This is a genomic window from Pseudonocardia endophytica (assembly GCF_004339565.1).
GTDB lineage: Bacteria > Actinomycetota > Actinomycetes > Mycobacteriales > Pseudonocardiaceae > Pseudonocardia > Pseudonocardia endophytica.
The window spans coordinates 3142802-3160302 of record NZ_SMFZ01000002.1; the positions used below are offsets into that span (position 1 = coordinate 3142802).

Sequence of the window (17501 nt, forward strand, 5' to 3'; positions counted from 1 at the left end):
GTGGGCCATGCGAGCGGTCGTCTACCACGGTCGCGGGGACCTGCGGGTCACCGACGTCGCGGAGCCGCAGGTCGGGGCCGGACAGGTCACGCTGCAGGTCGGCTACAACGGGATCTGCGGCTCGGACCTGCACGAGTACTTCGCCGGGCCGATCTTCATCCCGGACGGGGCGCCGCACCCGCTGACCGGCCGGGAGCTGCCGCTGACATTGGGCCACGAGTTCTCCGGCACGGTCGTCGAGGTCGGGTCGGGAGTGACGTCGGTGGCCGAGGGCGACCGGGTCGCGGTGGAGCCGCTCTACACCTGCGGCCAGTGCGACCGGTGCGGCTCCGGGCGCTACAACGCCTGCTCGTCGATCGGCTTCCACGGCCTCATGCACGACGGCGGCATGGCCGAGTACACGGTCGTTCCGGCGACGATGCTGCACAAGCTGCCCGACTCGGTCTCGCTGGAGATGGGTGCGCTCGTCGAGCCGATGGCCGTCGCCTTCCATGCGGCGAAGCTCGGTCAGGTGCGCGGCGGGGACACCGCGGTCGTGTTCGGAGCCGGGCCGATCGGGATCGGTCTGTGGCACGCGTTGAAGGGCACCGGCGTGGAGTCGGTGTTCGTCGTCGAGCCGTCCCCGACGCGGCGGGCCGCGATCGAGAAGCTCGGTGCCACGACGCTCGACCCGACGTCGGTCGACGTGCCGGAGTCCGTCAAGGACGCGACCGGAGGGAAAGGCGCGGACGCCGCCTACGACGCGGCCGGGGTGCAAGCGGCCATCGACACCGCCGTCGCGACGGTGGGGGCCGGTAAGCCGCTGGTCAGCGTCGCGATCTACGAGAAGCCGCTCGAGGTCACCCTGCTCTCGCTCGTGCTGGCCGAGTCCCGGATCCAGGGCTCGCTCTGCTACACCGGCGACGACTACCGCGCCGTGATCGAGCTGATGTCCCGCGGGCACTACGACACCACGGGCTGGATGGAGAAGATCGCGATGGCGGACGTCGTGCAGGAGGGCTTCGACGCGCTGCACGCAGGGCACAAGATGAAGGTGCTGGTCGACCCGTCCCTCGGGTAGCGGCTACTGCCCCCAGAACCCGGCCGGCGGCTTCGGCGACGGGGACGCGGTGCGGTCGGTGACGACGGCCGCGTCCCCGGCCAGCGCGCGCGTCCGGTCGTCGTCGAGCACGCGCGCGGGGAACGGGTCGGCCGCCGCGCGCCGGGTCAGCGCCGGGATCGGCAGCGGGCCCGGCGCCGGCCCGCGTCCGGCCAGCACCACGTTGCCGAACCGGCGCCCGCGCAGCACCTCAGGTGACGCGACGATCGCGAGGTGCGTGAAGATCGCGGCCGCCGTCGCGATCTGGCCGGGCAGGAACGGGAACGGGTCGCCGTCGGCGAGGTTGGCGACGTACGTCCCGCCGGGTGCCAGCACGCGTCGCACCCCGGCCAGGAACTCGGCGGTGGTCACCTGCGCCGGTGTCCGGGCACCGGAGAACGCGTCGAGCACGACGAGGTCGTAGGCGCCCGCCGGCAGCTCGTCCAGCGTCGCCCGCGCCTCGCCGGCCCGTATGTCGAGCCCGTCGTCGGGCCCTGGCCCCGGAAGCCGGTGAGCCACCAGCTCGACCAGCGCCGCGTCCATCTCGACCACGAGCTGTGTCGATCCCGGCCGGGTCGCCGCGAGGTAGCGCGCGAGTGTCCACGCGCCACCGCCGAGGTGCAGCGCCCGGACCGGCTGCCCGGCGTCCGCGGCCAGGTCCGCGACGTGCGCGATCCGCCGGACGTACTCGAACTCCAGGTGTTCCGGGTCGTCGAGGTCGACGTGCGACTGCGCCGTCCCGTCCAGCAGCAGGGTCCAGCTCTGCGGCCGGTCCGGGTCGCGGATCAGCTCGGCGACCCCGTGGTCGACGTCGGCGCGGATCATCCGGGGCGACGCTCGGTCGGGCGGACGCTGGTCTGGCACGACGGTCGATCCTCCTCCGCCGCATCCCGTCCGCCACGCGCGCCCCGGCAGGCTCGCCGGCGTCGCGGCCGGTCCGTGGACTCCTCCCCGGCGAGGCTTTGCTCTGCTCACCTCGGCGCATCACCACCCGGACCAGCACTGACACGGATGCAGTACGGAGGTGCGGCGCGGACGTGAACAGAGGACAGGACGACCTCGGGGCCGGGCCACCGGCGCGGCTACCACGTGCCCCCGACGGTTCGAGCGCCTCTGGGCCGGATGCGTGGCGGCCGTCCCCAACCCGGCCGGTCCGTCCACAGCGGAGCGATCGGTACCGCCGCGAGCTCCGTGCCGGCGCACGATCGACGCATGCCGCTCCCACTCGCCGCCACCGCGACCGTGCTCGTCACGATCGTCGGTCTCGTGGTCGGCGCGCTGACGCGGCGGTGGCTGGGCCGCCTCCGCCGTGGGGCGCGGATCCCGGCGCCGTGGTGCGAGATCGGGGTCGGACTGCTGTGGGGCGTGGTCATCGCGGCGTGGGCCGCGGGCATGGTCGCCGGTGCCGCCATGGCGTTGCTGCTCGGGCTGGGCTGGCTCGCGGTCGCGGGGTCGGCCGTCGACGTCGCGGTGCGGCGGCTGCCGGACGCGCTCACGTTGCCCGCGGTCCTGCTGGTGCTGGCCCTGCTGGTTCCGCTGGGCGGCACCGCGGTGCTGCGCGGAGCGATCGGAGCGGTCGTGCTGTGGGCCGTGCACGCCGCCGTCCGGCTCGCCGCGCCGTCCGCGGTGGGCGGTGGCGACGTCAAACTGGCCGCGGCCGTCGGCGCCGCGCTGGCCGGGACGTCGTGGCCGGCGTTGCCGGTCGGCGTGGCCCTCGCGGCGGTACTGGCGGCGGGCCTGGCCGGTGCGGCGGTGGCGCTGGGACGAGCAGGCCGGGGTACCGCGCTGCCTCACGGACCGGCGCTGCTCGGCGCGGCGTGGACGGTCACCGCGGCCGGAGCGGTGGTCTCGTGAGGGCACGTGACGGATGTGAGCGGCACGACGGGGACCCGCAGCGGCCGGGTGAGAGGATGACGGCCGTGCTTCGATGGATCACCGCGGGGGAATCGCACGGACCCGCCCTCGTCGCCGTGCTGGAGGGCATGGTGGCCGGCGTCGGGGTGACCACCGGCGACATGTCGGCGGAGCTGGAGCGGCGCAAGCTCGGGCACGGTCGCAGCCCGCGGATGTCGTTCGAGGCGGACGAGCTCGAGGTGATCGGCGGTGTCCGGCACGGGCTCACCCAGGGCGGACCGGTCGCGGTGCGGATCGCGAACACCGAGTGGCCGAAGTGGGAGACGGTGATGGCCGCCGACCCGGTCGACCCCGACCTGATCGCGAACCGGGCGCGCAACGCGCCGCTCACCCGTCCGCGTCCGGGGCACGCCGACCTCGCCGGCATGACGAAGTTCGGTTTCGACGACGCCCGCCCCGTCCTGGAGCGCGCCAGCGCGCGCGAGACGGCGTCCCGGGTGGTGCTCGGCACCGTCGCGAAGCGCTTCCTGGAGCAGGCGTTCGGGGTCCGGATCGTGTCGCACGTGGTCGGCATCGGCGCCGTGGACGCGCCGGACGGCGACCCGGTGCCCGGCCCCGACGACCTCGGGGCGGTCGACGCGGACCCGGTCCGCGCGTTCTCCGCCGAGACATCGGCCCGGATGGTCGCGGAGATCGACGCTGCGCACGACGACGGGGACACGCTCGGTGGCGTGATCGAGGTGATCGCCTACGGGATGCCGGTCGGTGTCGGGTCGTACGTGCAGGCCGACCGCCGCCTGGACGCCCTGCTGTCCGGTGCGCTGATGGGAATCCAGGCCATGAAGGGCGTCGAGATCGGCGACGGGTTCCGCACGGCGCACCGGCGGGGCAGCGCCGCGCACGACGAGATGATCCCCGGCGATCCGGTGAAGCGGCTGTCCAACCGCGCCGGCGGGCTCGAGGGGGGCATGACCAACGGCGAGCCGGTGCGGGTCCGGGTCGCGATGAAGCCGATCTCCACGGTGCCGCGAGCGCTGCGCACGATCGACACCGCTACCGGCGAGGAGGCCACCGCGATCCACCAGCGCTCGGACGCGTGCGCGGTGCCGCGGGCGGGCGTCGTGGTCGAGTCGGTGACCGCGCTCGTGCTGGCCCAGGCCGCGCTGGACAAGTTCGGCGGGGACTCGCTCGAGGAGACGCGCCGCAACGCGGCGTCCTATGTGGAGACCTACCGGCGCGGTCTCGCGGAGACGCCCCGATGACCCGTCGACCGAGCGCGCGCGAGGAAACGGATCCGAGCGAGGTCGCGCGATGAGCGGGGCGCCGGATCTGGTCGTGGTCGGACCGCCGGGGTCGGGCAAGTCGACGATCGGGAAGCTGTTGGCGCGCAAGCTCGGCGTCGCGTTCGCCGACACCGACGCACTGATCGAGGACCGGATCGGTCGCACGATCTCGGACATGTTCACGACCGACGGCGAGGACGCGTTCCGGCTGCTCGAACGCGAGGTGATCGCCGAGGCGCTGGACGCGGGGCACGGTGTGCTCGCGCTCGGCGGCGGCGCAGTGCTGGCCGACGCGACGCGTGCGCTGCTGCGGGAGCACCGGGTCGTCGCTCTCGACGTCGACCTCACCGACGGGATGCGGCGCACCGGTATGTCCACCGCCCGCCCGCTGCTGGCCGGGGTGAACCCGCGGGCGACGTTCCGGTCGCTGCTGGCCGCGCGCGCACCGCTCTACCGGGAGGTCGCCACGGTGCGGGTGGACACGTCGCGGCGGAGCCCGAACCAGGTGGTCGCGCTCGTCCTGACCGAGCTGGGGGAGACGCCCCTGGACGTGGCGCCTGCCCGGCACGACGCGGAGGACCCCCACGACCGCCCGACGCCGCGGGAGAGCGCGCCTCTCCCGACGCCGGGCTTCGGTGAGCGGCGGGTGACGGACGGGCCGCTGTCCGACGGGCCAATGTCCGACGGGCCGCCGCCGGCAGGGGGCGAGCCGCGGGGCGAGGACGAGCTGCGGAGCGGGGGCGCGCCGCCGCGGGCCGAGCGCGAGCCGCGGGCAGGGATCGAACCGCGGATCGACAGCGAAGCGGGGCCCGGGAGTACGGCCCGGGCCGGGGAGGACGGGCGATGACCGGGGTCGGCGCCGACGAGATCGTCGGCAGGGCGGCGGACGAGGTCACGGTCGAGGTCGCGGCCGAGCGCCCGTACCCGGTCCGGATCGGGCCGGGGGTCGCGTCGCGGCTGCCCGCGACGGTGAAGGACCTCGGTGCCCGGACCGTGCTGGTCCTGCACCCGCCGACGCTCGCCGGCCCGGCCGCCGCCGCGGCGCGGCACCTGGACGCCGCCGGCGTGCGGGCCCTCCTCCACGAGGTGCCGGACGCGGAGGACGGCAAGTCGCTGGACAGCCTGGCGGCCTGCTGGCAGGCGTGTGCCGACGCCGGGCTCACCCGCTCCGACGTCGTCGTCGGGTTCGGCGGGGGAGCGGTCACCGACCTGGCGGGGTTCGTCGCGGCGTCCTGGATGCGCGGCGTACCGGTGGTGCACGTCCCGACCACGCTGCTGGCCATGGTGGACGCCGCGGTCGGTGGCAAGACCGGGATCAACACCGCCGCGGGCAAGAACCTGGTCGGTGCGTTCCACGAGCCCTCGGCCGTGCTCGTGGACCTGGACACGTTGCGCACGCTGCCGCGGTCCGAGCTCGTCGCGGGGTCGGCGGAGATCCTCAAGACCGGCTTCATCGCCGACCCGCGGATCCTGGAGCTCGTCGAGGCCGACCCGGACGGAGCCCTGGAGCCCGGTGGCGCGGTGCTGGCCGAGCTCGTCGAGCGCTCGATCCGGGTGAAGGCCGAGGTGGTCGGCGCCGACCTGCGCGAGTCGCACCTGCGCGAGATCCTGAACTACGGCCACACGCTGGGGCACGCCGTCGAGCGCCGCGAGGGCTACCGGTGGCGGCACGGGAACGCGGTCAGCGTCGGACTGGTGTTCGCCGCGGAGCTGGCGCGGGTCGCCGGGCGCCTGGACGACGCCACCGCGGACCGGCACCGGACGGTGCTCGAGAGCGTCGGCCTCCCGGTCTCCTACGAGCCCGGCGTGCTACCCGAGCTGGTGACGACCATGCAGGGGGACAAGAAGTCCCGCGTCGGGATGCTGCGGTTCGTCGTCCTCGACGGGCTGGCGAACCCCGGTCGCCTCGAGGGTCCGGAGCCGGAGCTGCTGGAGCGGGCCTACGCGGCGCTGACCGGCTAGTGCCGCATCGCGAAACGTTCGGCACCGATCTCGGAGGCCCAGGCGCGCGCAGGCGGCGTTGCCGCCCTTGCGAAGACGCCCGGTATGAGCTGCGGGCGGCGCCTTGCCTGCGAACGCCTGGATCCGCCGATTCCGGCACCAACGTTGCGCGACACGGCACTAGAGACCCACGTGGTCCAGGGCGTCGGCCAGCGGGCCCGGCACCCCGTCGAGCGGGAGCGCGGCGGCCAGCAGTGGGGCATAGCGCTCCTTGCGACCGGCCTTGCTGCCCAGGAAGCGGCGCAGCTGCGAGCGCAGGTCGCCGTGACGGTGCGCGGGTTGGTTCTGCAGTCGCCGCAGCGAGTCCCGCTCACCTTCCGCGTCGACGATCGCGAGCACGGCGTCCGTGCCGAGCGCGCGGATCAGCTCGTCCTCCAGGTCCTCGTCGCAGACGAAGATCCCCGCCTCGACGCCCACGCGGGACACGGCACGGGCCACGAACGCCTCGGCGCCGCGGTCGCAGAGCACCGCCACCCGGTCCGCGGGCCCGGCGCGACGCAGCTCGCGCGCGACGTTCGTGTACCCGGACATCACGACGAGTGCGACACCGCCGGAGGCGATGCCTCCGTACGGGGCTCCGCCGAGCGCGTCGCCGCCGGACCGGGCACCGCCCGGCGAGCCGCGCCGCCCCGCCAGCTCCACCAGCGCGGCGCGGTCGCTCTCGCCCTCGACGAGGACGAGGGCGCCTGCGAGGGCGGGCGTCACCCGGTCAGCGGCCGAACGCGGCCTTGAACTGCTCGGCCGACCCGGCGCGGAACACCATGTTCGTCCGCCGCACGTCGTCCAGCGGCGCGCTCGGGGCGTCCGAGTACCGGTGTCCGGGGTAGACGGTCGGGTTGCCCGGAAGCGACGCGAGCTGCTGCAGGCTGTGGTAGATCGCCTCGACGTCGCCGCCCGGGAAGTCGGTCCGCCCGCAGCCCTGCAGGAACAGCGTGTCGCCCGCGACCAGCATCGGCCCGTCCGGCCCGTCGAACAGGAAGCACTGGCTTCCCGGCGTGTGGCCGGGCGTGTGCAGCAGCCGGATCCGCAGCGCGCCGACCTCGACGACGTCGTCGTGGTCGTGCGGTGTCAGGTCGGTCGCGGACAGGCCGGTCACCCGCGTCACCCAGTCCGACTCGTCGCGCTGGACGTGCACCGGCACCGGGTTCTTGCCGAGCAGCTCGGCGAGCCCGACCAGGTCGAAGCCCATCATCGATCCGCCGACGTGGTCCGGGTGGTGGTGGGTGGCGAGCACTCCGGTGAGCCGCATGCCGTCGGCGTCCAGGGCGGCCAGCAGTTCGTCCGGCGAGTACGCCGGGTCCACGACGACGGCCTCGCCGGACTCCCGGTCCCCGATCAGGTACGAGAAGTTGACCATCTGCGTGGCCACCTGGTCACCCACGGCGTAGTCCCGGCCGGACAGGAGCTGGCGGAAGTACAGACTCATGACCGCGCAGCCTAGGCGTGGCGCCGGGCCCGGCTGGTGTGGGCCGACACCGGTCGACGCGCCCGGGGCACGCCGGGACGCCGGTCCACGCACCCCGTCTCGGCGTGTCGCACCCGACGCGACCGGTGCGACACGCCGAGGAGAGGTGCGGCACGCCGAGGAGAGGTGCGGGTGGGCGGCCACCCCGGAGCGGCAGGACGGACGGTGTGGCGCGGCGGGGTGCGGCATGACGGGCGACGCGGCCGCCTCGGAGCGGACATAGGCTCGTCGCATGCCCCCTGCGCAACGTCGTGACGCGCTCCGGTCGCTGCTGCGCGCCGACGGCCTCGACGCCCTCCTGGTCACCGACCTGGTCAACGTCCGGTACCTGACCGGCTTCACCGGGTCGAACGCCGCGCTCGTCGTCGGCGCGGACGGACCGGACGCCGACGTGTTCGCCACCGACGGCCGCTACCGCACCCAGGCCGCGGACGAGGTGCCGGACGTGCGCACCGTCGTCGACCGCGCCAGCGCGTCCGCGCTCGTCGGCGACACCGGCGTCGGCGGAGCGATCGGGTTCGAGTCCGACCACGTGACCGTCGATCAGCACAGCGGCCTGGAGGAGCTGGCCCGCGAGTCGGGTCGCCCGATCCTGCTCCGCCGCGCTCCCGGCCTGGTCGGGCGCCTGCGGATGGTCAAGGACGACGACGAGGTCGCGGCCCTGCGCGCGGCCTGCGAGCTCGCCGACGCTGCACTGTCCGCCCTGCTCGCCGACGGCGGCATCGCGGTCGGGCGCACCGAGCGCGACGTGGCACTCGACCTCGAGGACCGGATGCGCCGGCTCGGCGCCCATGGCCCGGCGTTCGAGACGATCCTCGCCGCGGGCCCGAACTCGGCGATCCCGCACCACCGTCCGACCGGCGCCCAGCTGCGTCGCGGCGACCTGGTCAAGCTGGACTTCGGCGCGCTCGTCGGCGGCTACCACTCGGACATGACCCGCACGTTCGTGCTCGGCCCGCCCGTCGAGTGGCAGCGCGAGCTGCACGAGCTGGTCGCCGGGTCGCAGCGGGCCGGGTGCGACGCGCTGCGGCCGGGCACCGACGTGACCGTCGTGGACGCCGCGTCGCGCGACGTCGTCGTGGCGGCCGGGCGGGGTGAGGAGTTCCTGCACGGGCTGGGGCACGGCGTCGGGCTGGAGATCCACGAGCCGCCGTGGCTGTCCGCCCGCGGGACGGGGGAGATCGCGGCCGGGCAGGTCGTGACCGTCGAACCGGGCGTCTACCTGGAGGGGCTCGGCGGTGTCCGGATCGAGGACACGCTCGTCGTGCACGACGACGGCGCGGAGCCGCTGACAGCGGCCCCGCGCGAGCTCGTCGAGCTCTGACCCGGCGACGCGGTCAGGACAGCACGATCGCGGCCAGCGCGAACCCGAGCGCGTTGTGCACCCCGTGCGCGATCATGGGCGGGTAGATCGAGCCGGAGCGCTCGTAGAGCAGGGCGTTCAGCGCACCGAGCACGACCGCGACCGGCAGCACGACGTTGAACCCGTGTGCCATCCCGAACAGCAGGGCGCTCACGATCACCGCGATGACGACCCCGTACCGGCGCAGCCCGCCGAACAGCACCCCGCGGAAGAACAGCTCCTCGGCGATCGGCGTCAGCACGGCGCCGAGCAGCATCAGGCCCACCAGCTGGAGCCCACCGGCCGCCGCCGTGCCGGTCAGGTAGTCCTGCGGGTTCGAGTTGTCGCCGGTCAGCGCCATGTAGCCGAGGATCAGCCCGAACGCGAGCACCCGCGCCAGCACACCGACGCCGACGCCCGCGAGCAGCCACCGCCACGTCGTCGACCGCAGACCGACCGCGGCCGGCGACCGCACCCGCACGACCAGCGCGACGGCCACCGCCAGCAGGAACGCGATCGCTCCCGACGCCAGCACCGGCAGCGTGTTCTGCCCCTGCGGGCCGGGCAGACCGGTCACGAAGAACGCGACCACCGAGAACACGAACCACGCGACGATCCCGATCCCGATCTCGGTCCAGCCCAGCGACGGTCTCCCGGCGGGGCCCGCGCCGGGACGCCACCGCTGCGACGCGCTCGTTCCCGACCCCTCCGCGGGAACCAGCTCCGGTCGTTCGGTCGCTTCGCTCATCGTCCTCGCCCTCCTCGACAACGTCCGACGGTGACGTTAGGCGGCACCGGGGGCCGGTCGCGTCGTCGTTGCGGACGAGATCGACACGGCTCCCTCGTCCTCGCGGAGGAGGAGCCCACTGGCCGCCACGCCCGGGCGGGGGAGCAGCGCGTGCACCCGCCAGCCGCCGTCGACCGGTCCCGCCTCCACGGTCCCGCCCAGCATCCGTGCGCGCTCGCGCATGCCCGCCGTCCCGAGCCCGGAGCCGTGCCGGTAGGCGCGGTGGCCCGACGCCGGTCCGGTGTCCGCGACCTGCACCGTCACCGCGTCCGCCCCGTGCTCGACGAGCACCCGGGTGGCGCTGGCACCGGCGTGCCGGACGACGTTCGTCAGCGCCTCGGTGAGGATGCGCTGGGCGAACAGCTCGGGGTCACCGGCCGCCGGGCCCGGGTCGCCGCGCACCTCGCACGTCACCGGCACACCCGCCGCGCGGACCGGCGCGACGAGCTCCTCCACCCCGTCGACGGTCAGCGCGACGCCACCCGGATCGGGGGTGAGCGACTCCAGCTCCGGCAGCGCCTCCGCGATCCGGGCGCCGGAGGCGGCGATGTGCTCCCACGCCTCGCGGCGGGCCTCCGGATCGCTCGTGATGCGGGCGGCGCCCGCCTGGACGGCGATCGCCGAGACGTGGTGCGCGACGACGTCGTGCAGCTCGCGGGCGACCTGCAGCCGCTCCTCCTCGAGCGCCTCATGACGTTCGGCCTCGTGGCGTTCGCGGCGCAGCTGCTCGGCGTGCAGGCGGTGGGCGCGGCGGCGGACGCCCGCGAACCAGAGGAACGGCACGACGAGGTAGGCCACGGCGATGCCGGCCGCGTCGGCCCCGATCTCCGCCCGCATCACGGGGACCGACAGGTATGCGCCGAGCACGGCGAGCGTCCCGACGGCCGCGACGACGCCGGAACGCCGGGGCGGGGCTCCCACCGCGAGCGCGTAGACCAGGAACATCCACGACGTCTCGACGATGGCGTTCGATCCCCCGAACGAGCCGGTGACGATCGCGGCAACCGTCGCGACGGCGAACGCGGTGGTCGGGGCGCTGCGCCACCACGCGACGGCGAGCACCTGGACGGCCAGCGACGCGACCGCGGCCGGGGTGGACCACGGGATGTCCAGCAGCGCCATGCTGCGGTCGATGTACGGCACGCCGATCGGGCGCAGCGGCAGCGCGCCCACACCGAGGACGACGAGGCCGATCGCGGCGGACAGGCCGAGCCCGGAGCCCGTCGGGAGCCAGGCCCGCCACCCGGTCCGCGGGCCGTCGTCCGGGAGGTCCGGCGAGGCGACGGACGCGGCGGGATCCCGTTCCCGGAGCGCGGCCAGCGTGCGGCGCATCCGGGTCAGCACGTCCCGGGCGTCGCGTTCGAGCCCCGCTACCTCCTCGGCCCCGACGTCGGTCCGGTCCCTGTCCGGCGTGGAGGTCCTGGCGACCAGCCGGCGCAGGCCGTCGAGCACACCGCTGCCGAGCTCGTCGGCGATCCGGGTCCGTTGCACGGCCAGCACGGCCGCCGTCCGGGCGCGCTCCTCCGAACGCCTGCGGGTCTCCTCCCGGGCCCGCACCGAGCGGCTGACCAGCCCGAGCAGCGCGCCGACCAGCGTGTAGAGACCGATCTGGAACGCGATGCTGACCCCGTAGCCGATCCCGAAGGCCACCTCCCCGGCACCCAGCCCGACGCCGGCGCCGGACACCGCGCCGACCGCGAGGACGGCGGGGGCGAGCAGGCGGCCCGCCTTGACCGGGCCGCGCACCAGCGCGAACGCGACGACGGCCCACAGCAGCGCCTGCGCGGGCCACTGCAGGGCGTACCCGACGGCGTCCGGGACGGCCAGCACGAGCAGCGCCGCCCGCGGCCGGGTGCGGCGCAGCGGGACGGCCGCGAGCGTGACCAGGGTGACCGCGATGCCGCCCGCATTCGACCCCGCCGGCAGGCCGGCCAGCAACAGCGAGGCGACCGTGTAGACGAGCAGCAGCGCGATCAGGACGAGGTCGGTGGTGCGCGGGGTCGGGCCGTCCTCGGCCGAGCGGTTCTCAGCCATGGAGCAGGCCGTGCTCGTAGGCGAACACCACCAGCTGGACCCGATCCCGCAGCTCCAGCTTCGTGAGCAGGTGCGAGACGTGCGTCTTCACCGTCGTCGCACCGAGGAACAGCTTGTCGGCGATCTCGGCGTTGGACAGGCCGGCCGCGACCAGGCCGAGCACGTCGCGCTCCCGGTCGGTGAGCGCGACGCGCGGCGGCGGCGACGGCTCCGGTTCGGACGGCACGAACTGGTCGACCAGCCTGCTCGTCACCGACGGCGCGAACAGCGAGTGGCCCGCGCGGATCGTGCGGACGGCGACCTGCAGGTCCTCCGGTGTGACGTCCTTGAGCACGAACCCGCTGGCCCCGGCCCGCAGCGCGTCGTAGACGTGCCGGTCCAGGTCGAACGTCGTGCACACGAGCACCCGCACCGGGGGATCGGTGAGCGCGGCGATACGCCGGGTGCCCTCGATGCCGTCGGTGCCGGGCATCCGCACGTCCATCAGCACGACGTCCGGTCGCAGCCGCTCCGCCTGCTCGGCACCGTCCGCGCCGTCGGCCGCCTCGCCGACGACCTCGATGTCGTCCGCGCCGCCCAGCACGACGCGGAACCCTGCCCGGACGACGGCCTGGTCGTCGACGACGAGCACCCGCGTGACCATTCGTGCCTCCCCCTCGCCCCGCCGCGGACATCCTGGCAGGCCGGGAGGGCGGGCGGGGATCGTGGACACACCGGGGCACCGGCGTCGCGGCACGGCGCAGCGGTATCCTGGACACAGGCCGTGCGCGCCCGGGTCCTGTCCGCGCGCATCGGCGCCCGAACCCTCCGCGAGGCCGCCCGCCCGCAGACAACCGCGAACCGTCAGGAGAGACCGCAACGTGGCGACCACGAACGACCTGAAGAACGGCCTGGTGCTCAACCTGGAGGGCCAGCTCTGGTCGGTGACGGCGTTCCAGCACGTCAAGCCGGGCAAGGGCGGCGCCTTCGTGCGCACCACGCTGAAGAACGTGCTGACCGGCAAGGTCGTGGACAAGACGTTCAACGCGGGCACCAAGGTCGAGACCGCGACGGTCGACCGCCGCGACATGACCTACCTGTACCGCGACGGCGCCGACTTCGTGTTCATGGACGGCGACACGTTCGACCAGCAGCCGATCCCGGAGAAGGTCGTCGGGGACGCGGCGAACTACCTGCTGGAGAACGCGACCGCGCAGATCTCGTTCCACGAGGACGCGCCGCTGTTCGTCGAGCTCCCGACGTCGGTCGAGCTGGTCATCCAGCACACCGACCCCGGCCTGCAGGGCGACCGTTCGACCGGCGGCACGAAGCCCGCCACGCTGGAGACCGGCGCCGAGATCCAGGTCCCGCTGTTCCTCGAGACCGGCACCAAGGTCAAGGTGGACACGCGCGACGGCCGGTACCTCGGCCGCGTCTGACGTGCGCGCTCGCACGAAGGCACGCAAGCGCGCGCTGGACATCCTGTTCGAGTCCGAGGCGCGCGACGAGGACGCGCTCGCGGTGCTCGGGACACGTCGGGACTCCGACGACGCCCCGCCCGTCCAGGACTACGCCGCCCTGCTCGTGGAGGGCGTCACCGCGCACCGCGAGCGGATCGACCAGCTGATCACCGAGCACGCCGAGGGCTGGACGGTCGACCGCATGCCCGCGGTGGACCGGACGCTGCTGCGGATCGGGATCTACGAGCTGCTCTGGGTGGACGAGGTCGACGACCCGGTGGCCATCACGGAGGCCGTCGAGCTCGCCAGGACACTGTCCACCGACGACAGTCCGCGCTACGTGAACGGCGTGCTCGGGCAGATCTCGGACATCGCGGAGCACCTCCGGGCGACGCTGTAGAGCGCTCCCCGCGTGCGCGGGTCACGATGGCGGGGTGACCACCGCCGACCCCGCTCCCGACCCCCGGCGCTGGCAGGCGCTGTGGGTCTGTCTCGTCGCCGGGTTCATGACCCTGCTCGACGTCAGCATCGTCAACGTCGCGCTGCCGTCGATGCAGACCGGTCTCGGCGCGTCGTCGGCCGAGCTGTCCTGGGTGGTGTCCGGGTACGCGCTGACGTTCGGCCTGGTGCTCGTCTCGTCCGGGCGGCTCGGCGACGACCGGGGCCGCCGCCGGATGTTCCTGATCTCGCTGGCGCTGTTCACGCTCACCAGCGCACTGGCCGGGCTCGCGACGAACCCGACGTTCCTGGTGGTCGCCCGGCTGCTGCAGGGGGTCGCGGGCGGGATGCTGAACCCGCAGGTCGTCGGCTTCATCCAGCAGCTGTTCCGCGGCCCGGAGCGAGGACGTGCGTTCGGCCTGTTCGGCACCGCGATCGGGATCTCGACGGCCGTCGGTCCGCTGCTCGGCGGCCTGCTGATCCAGTGGGGCGGCGACACCGAGGGCTGGCGGTGGGTGTTCTACGTCAACGTCCCGATCGGCGTGGCCGCGCTGGTCGCCGGGGCCCGTCTGCTCCCGCGCGACGAGACGTCGGGCGAGCGCCGTCCGCTCGACCTCGTCGGTGCGCTGCTACTCGGCGCCGCCGTCGTCGCCGTGATGCTGCCGTTGGTCGAGTCCGAACAGGACACCGCGTCGGCGCCGTGGTGGCTGATGGCCGTCGCCGCGGCGCTGCTGGTGGTGTTCGTGCTGTGGGAGCGCGTGGCGGCGCGCCGCCACGGCCACCCGTTGGTGAACTTCGCCCTGCTCAAGGCTCCGAGCTACGTCTGGGGGACGACGCTCGGGCTCGTCTACTTCGCCGGGTTCACCTCCATCTTCTTCGTTCTGACGATCTACCTGCAGGCCGGGCTCGGCTACACGGCGCTCGAGTCCGGGCTGGCGCTGACGCCGTTCGCGCTCGGGTCGGCGGTGTCCGCGGCCGTCGGCGGACGGCTCGTCTCCCGGCTCGGAAAGCCCCTCGTGGTGATCGGGCTGGTGCTGGTCGTGCTCGGTCTGCTCGCCACCGACCTGCTGCTCGCCGCCGGGTTCGCGCACGCCGGATGGGTCGTGGCCGGGCCGCTGCTGGTCGCCGGTGTCGGTGGCGGGCTGGTGATCGCGCCGAACCAGACGCTCGCGCTGGAGGACATCCCACCGCGGGACGGCGGGACGGCCGCAGGCGTGCTGCAGACCGGGCAGCGGGTGGGGTCGGCCGTCGGGATCTCGCTGGTCGGGGCCGTGTTCTTCGGTCACCTGGCGAGCAGCCGCGGTGACTGGGACGTGGCCATCTCGATCGGTCTGCGGGTGACCGTCGGGCTCGTCGCGTTGGCGCTGCTGATCGGGATCGCCGACGCCGTCCGTTCCCGCCGGCCGCGGCAGGCGACCGGACCGGCTCGGCCCGACCGGTCGCCGAGCGGCGGAGCGGCCGGGCCCCCTCCGGACGGCCCCGGTGTCCGGGGCCTCGTCCGGCACCGGACCGACGGCCGGCCGGTTCCCGGAGCGACCGCGACCCTCGTCGACGGCGGGGGACGCGAGGCCGGGCACGACCGGGCCGCGGACGACGGCTCCTATCGGGTGCCTGCTCCGGCGGACGGGGCCTACGCCCTGGTGGTCGGTGCACCCGGCTGCCTGCCGGAGGTCACCTGGGTCACGATCGGACCCGGGGCGGTCGTCCGCGACGTGGGCCTCGATCCGGACACCGGGGGCGCCGTCAGGGCGGCAGCAGTACCGACGAGGGCGGCCGACGCGGCGTCGCGGGCAACTCGACGTCGTCCACCGGCCACCCCAGCCGGATGATCATCTGCGGGTGGTCCGCGACGTGCAGGGCCTCCCGGGCCAGCCGCGCACGCGTCCCGGGAAGCTCGAGCGCCTGACTCAACGGTGCGGTCGCGAGACCGGCCCGCGTAGCCTCCAGCAGCACGGCGCTGGTCGCCTCCCCTGCGGCGAGTCGGCTCCGGTCGTCGTCGTCCTCGGTCGTCAGCACGACCAGGGTCCCGCTCTCGCCGCCCAGCGGTGTGGGGCCGGTGAGCCGGCCCGTCGGGAAACGGTGCTGCGGCCCGGTCGCCGTGGACCGCGCCGGCCGCACCCGTGCCGGCACGCCGTCCCGCGCGCCGGCGTAGCGACTCGTCCACGTCATCAGCTCGGCGAGGTAGCCGGGACGTCGTCGTTGGGCGTCCGCCGCCTCGCCGAGCACGCCGTCCACGCACGCCCGGCCCGCGGCGCCGGCCACCGCACGCACCTGCACGCCGTGGCGAGCGGCTCGGACTCCCAGCGTCTCGAGCACGGCGGGAGGGACCGGGATCGGCCGGTGGGCCCTACGGTCGGTCCGGCGTCGGCGGATCGCGGGCGCGAGCGCGGCCTCGTCCTGGTCCGGCGGCCCGGGGACGAGACGCACCGTCGCCAGATGGTCGCGGTCCTCGACGTCCGGCCACCGGTCGGTCCTGCTCGCCGTTCCGAGTCCCGCCAACGCGACGTGGAGATGGTGGAGCGCGGCGCCGCAGCTGATCAGCAGGTCCCGGCAGTCGGGATCGGTCTCGTGGAGACGCCGGCCCCGGTCGGCGTGGAGCTCGACCCGCCCGGGCGCGACCCGCCACCGCCACGGCTGCGTGTTGTGCAGCGACGGAGCACGCACGGCGAGCTCGAGTGCCCGCATCGCCAGGTCCACGACGTCGGTCGTCCCGTGGAGGTCCGCGTGCGCCTGCCGGGAGCGGTCCATGTCGTCGACCTCCCTGAGTCGAAGCCCTGACGACGGTAGCGGCGCGGCGGCCGAGGCGGACCGGTACGCAGGGCCCGACCGGCCAGGGCCGAAGGTCCGGATCCGGTCGGGCGATCCGGGACGTCCGTCCGGCCGGTCGACCCTGACGGGGGCGTGCCGGTGGGCCCGATGCTGGACGTGCAGGCACACGCGGTACGGGAGGCGAGTGATGACGACGCGAGACGGAGCGGCCGGGGCCGGCGCCGTCGTGGTGGGGGCGGACGGTCCGGCGGACTCCGGAACGGCCGTCGAGTGGGCGGCCGGGATCGCCCGGCACTGGGACGCCGACCTGCGGGTGGCGTACGTCGGCCCGGACCTGCGGCCGGCCGGATGGCTGGTCGAGCTCGCCGGGCGGCACGGCGGTCGGCCCGAGGTGTGCCCGCCGGGCGACGACGTGGGCTCGGCGTTGCTCGACGCGGCGGCCGGGGCGCGACTGATCGTCCTCGGGAGCCACGGACACGGCACGGGCCTCCTGGCCGGCCGGATCGCGGACACCGTCAGCTCCGGGGCGGGGTGCCCGGTGGCCGTCGTGCGTCCCGGGGCGGAGGGCGACGCGGTGGTCGTCGGTGTCGCCGGTGGCCGGGACGCGGACGCGATCGGCCTCGGAGCCGACCTCGCCGCGGCCTGGTGTGCGCCGTTGCGTCTCGTGCACGCCTGGTCGGACGTCGTCACCCACGCCGGTGAGCGTCTGCACCGCTCCGGGGAGGGCTGGCAGACCCTGCGCGACCGCGCCCGCGCCGTCACGGACGCGGCGCGGGCCGCCGCGCAGGACCGGCAGCCCGGCGTCACGGTCGAGACGGAGATCGTGGAGGGAACGGCGCTGCGGGCGCTGCTCGACGCCGGACGGGACGCCCGCGCGCTCGTGGTCGGCCCCTACGGCCGGGTACCGCCCGAGGGGATGCAGCTCGGGTCGAGCAGCCGGGCACTGGTCGGGTTCGCGGCGTGCACCGTCGTCGTGGCGCACGGGACGCGGTGAGGATGCGAGGGGAGACG

The 17501-nt window shown here is 74.8% G+C and carries 17 protein-coding genes; 10 read left to right on the plus strand and 7 right to left on the minus strand.

The window, feature by feature from the left end:
• Window positions 1-7 precede the first annotated feature (7 nt).
• On the plus strand, window positions 8-1060 hold the full coding sequence (locus EV378_RS33365) for a 2,3-butanediol dehydrogenase (RefSeq protein ID WP_132431778.1): 1053 nt from the start codon (window positions 8-10) through the stop codon (window positions 1058-1060).
• A gap of 3 nt (window positions 1061-1063) precedes the next feature.
• On the opposite strand, the gene EV378_RS33370 is transcribed toward EV378_RS33365, so the two are convergent.
• Window positions 1064-1903: a spermidine synthase gene (locus tag EV378_RS33370; RefSeq protein WP_132431780.1), complete on the minus strand. Its 840-nt coding sequence runs from the start codon at window positions 1901-1903 to the stop codon at window positions 1064-1066.
• 387 nt (window positions 1904-2290) lie between these two features.
• On the opposite strand from EV378_RS33370, the gene EV378_RS33375 reads away from it, so the two are divergent.
• The 4 genes from EV378_RS33375 to aroB all read left to right on the plus strand — a co-directional run bounded on the left by EV378_RS33375 (window position 2291) and on the right by aroB (window position 6177).
• Complete coding sequence (locus tag EV378_RS33375) at window positions 2291-2932, plus strand: prepilin peptidase (RefSeq protein WP_165922603.1); 642 nt, start codon at window positions 2291-2293, stop codon at window positions 2930-2932.
• A 65-nt stretch (window positions 2933-2997) separates the two neighbouring features.
• Window positions 2998-4194: a chorismate synthase gene (aroC, locus tag EV378_RS33380; RefSeq protein WP_132431784.1), complete on the plus strand. Its 1197-nt coding sequence runs from the start codon at window positions 2998-3000 to the stop codon at window positions 4192-4194.
• Between the two features lie 49 nt (window positions 4195-4243).
• The gene (locus EV378_RS36975; protein ID WP_132431786.1) at window positions 4244-5062 is read left to right on the plus strand and encodes a shikimate kinase; all 819 of its coding nucleotides are present in this window, start codon (window positions 4244-4246) and stop codon (window positions 5060-5062) included.
• Window positions 5059-6177, plus strand: a complete 1119-nt coding sequence (gene aroB / locus EV378_RS33390; protein ID WP_132431788.1) for a 3-dehydroquinate synthase — start codon at window positions 5059-5061, stop codon at window positions 6175-6177. Before EV378_RS36975 ends, aroB begins: the two co-directional genes overlap by 4 nt.
• A gap of 159 nt (window positions 6178-6336) precedes the next feature.
• On the opposite strand, the gene EV378_RS33395 is transcribed toward aroB, so the two are convergent.
• Together EV378_RS33395 and EV378_RS33400 are read right to left on the minus strand one after the other, a co-directional pair.
• Complete coding sequence (locus EV378_RS33395; RefSeq protein WP_132431790.1) at window positions 6337-6921, minus strand: ATP-dependent endonuclease; 585 nt, start codon at window positions 6919-6921, stop codon at window positions 6337-6339.
• A 4-nt stretch (window positions 6922-6925) separates the two neighbouring features.
• A complete protein-coding gene (locus EV378_RS33400) occupies window positions 6926-7642 on the minus strand; it encodes an MBL fold metallo-hydrolase (RefSeq protein ID WP_132431792.1) in 717 nt (238 codons plus the stop codon).
• A 271-nt stretch (window positions 7643-7913) separates the two neighbouring features.
• On the opposite strand from EV378_RS33400, the gene EV378_RS33405 reads away from it, so the two are divergent.
• Complete coding sequence (locus tag EV378_RS33405; RefSeq protein ID WP_132431794.1) at window positions 7914-9005, plus strand: M24 family metallopeptidase; 1092 nt, start codon at window positions 7914-7916, stop codon at window positions 9003-9005.
• Window positions 9006-9018: 13 nt separating this feature from the next.
• Here EV378_RS33405 and EV378_RS33410 read toward each other — a convergent pair whose 3' ends face one another.
• From EV378_RS33410 to EV378_RS33420, 3 genes are read right to left on the minus strand one after another with little or no spacing between them, the layout of a single operon-like run.
• Window positions 9019-9771 (minus strand): CPBP family intramembrane glutamic endopeptidase, encoded by a 753-nt coding sequence (locus tag EV378_RS33410; protein WP_132431796.1) that lies wholly within the window; start codon window positions 9769-9771, stop codon window positions 9019-9021.
• Window positions 9772-9807: 36 nt separating this feature from the next.
• Window positions 9808-11844, minus strand: coding sequence for a histidine kinase (locus EV378_RS33415; protein WP_132431797.1), 2037 nt, complete (start codon window positions 11842-11844; stop codon window positions 9808-9810).
• Window positions 11837-12487 carry a response regulator gene (locus EV378_RS33420; protein WP_132431799.1) on the minus strand — a complete coding sequence of 217 codons (651 nt, stop codon included), beginning with the start codon at window positions 12485-12487 and terminating at the stop codon, window positions 11837-11839. The genes EV378_RS33415 and EV378_RS33420 overlap by 8 nt, the downstream gene beginning before the upstream one ends.
• Window positions 12488-12704: 217 nt before the next feature.
• Here EV378_RS33420 and efp point away from each other — a divergent pair, with 217 nt between their 5' ends.
• From efp to EV378_RS33435, 3 genes are read left to right on the plus strand one after another with little or no spacing between them, the layout of a single operon-like run.
• Window positions 12705-13262 carry an elongation factor P gene (gene efp / locus EV378_RS33425; protein WP_132431801.1) on the plus strand — a complete coding sequence of 186 codons (558 nt, stop codon included), beginning with the start codon at window positions 12705-12707 and terminating at the stop codon, window positions 13260-13262.
• A 1-nt stretch (window position 13263) separates the two neighbouring features.
• A complete protein-coding gene (nusB, locus tag EV378_RS33430; protein WP_132431802.1) occupies window positions 13264-13683 on the plus strand; it encodes a transcription antitermination factor NusB in 420 nt (139 codons plus the stop codon).
• 34 nt (window positions 13684-13717) lie between these two features.
• Complete coding sequence (locus EV378_RS33435; protein ID WP_243653884.1) at window positions 13718-15550, plus strand: MFS transporter; 1833 nt, start codon at window positions 13718-13720, stop codon at window positions 15548-15550.
• Here EV378_RS33435 and EV378_RS33440 read toward each other — a convergent pair.
• Complete coding sequence (locus tag EV378_RS33440; RefSeq protein ID WP_243653885.1) at window positions 15465-16469, minus strand: Acg family FMN-binding oxidoreductase; 1005 nt, start codon at window positions 16467-16469, stop codon at window positions 15465-15467. The genes EV378_RS33435 and EV378_RS33440 overlap by 86 nt on opposite strands.
• 208 nt (window positions 16470-16677) lie before the next feature.
• Here EV378_RS33440 and EV378_RS33445 point away from each other — a divergent pair, with 208 nt between their 5' ends.
• A complete protein-coding gene (locus EV378_RS33445) occupies window positions 16678-17484 on the plus strand; it encodes a universal stress protein (RefSeq protein ID WP_165922604.1) in 807 nt (268 codons plus the stop codon).
• Window positions 17485-17501: the final 17 nt, after the last annotated feature.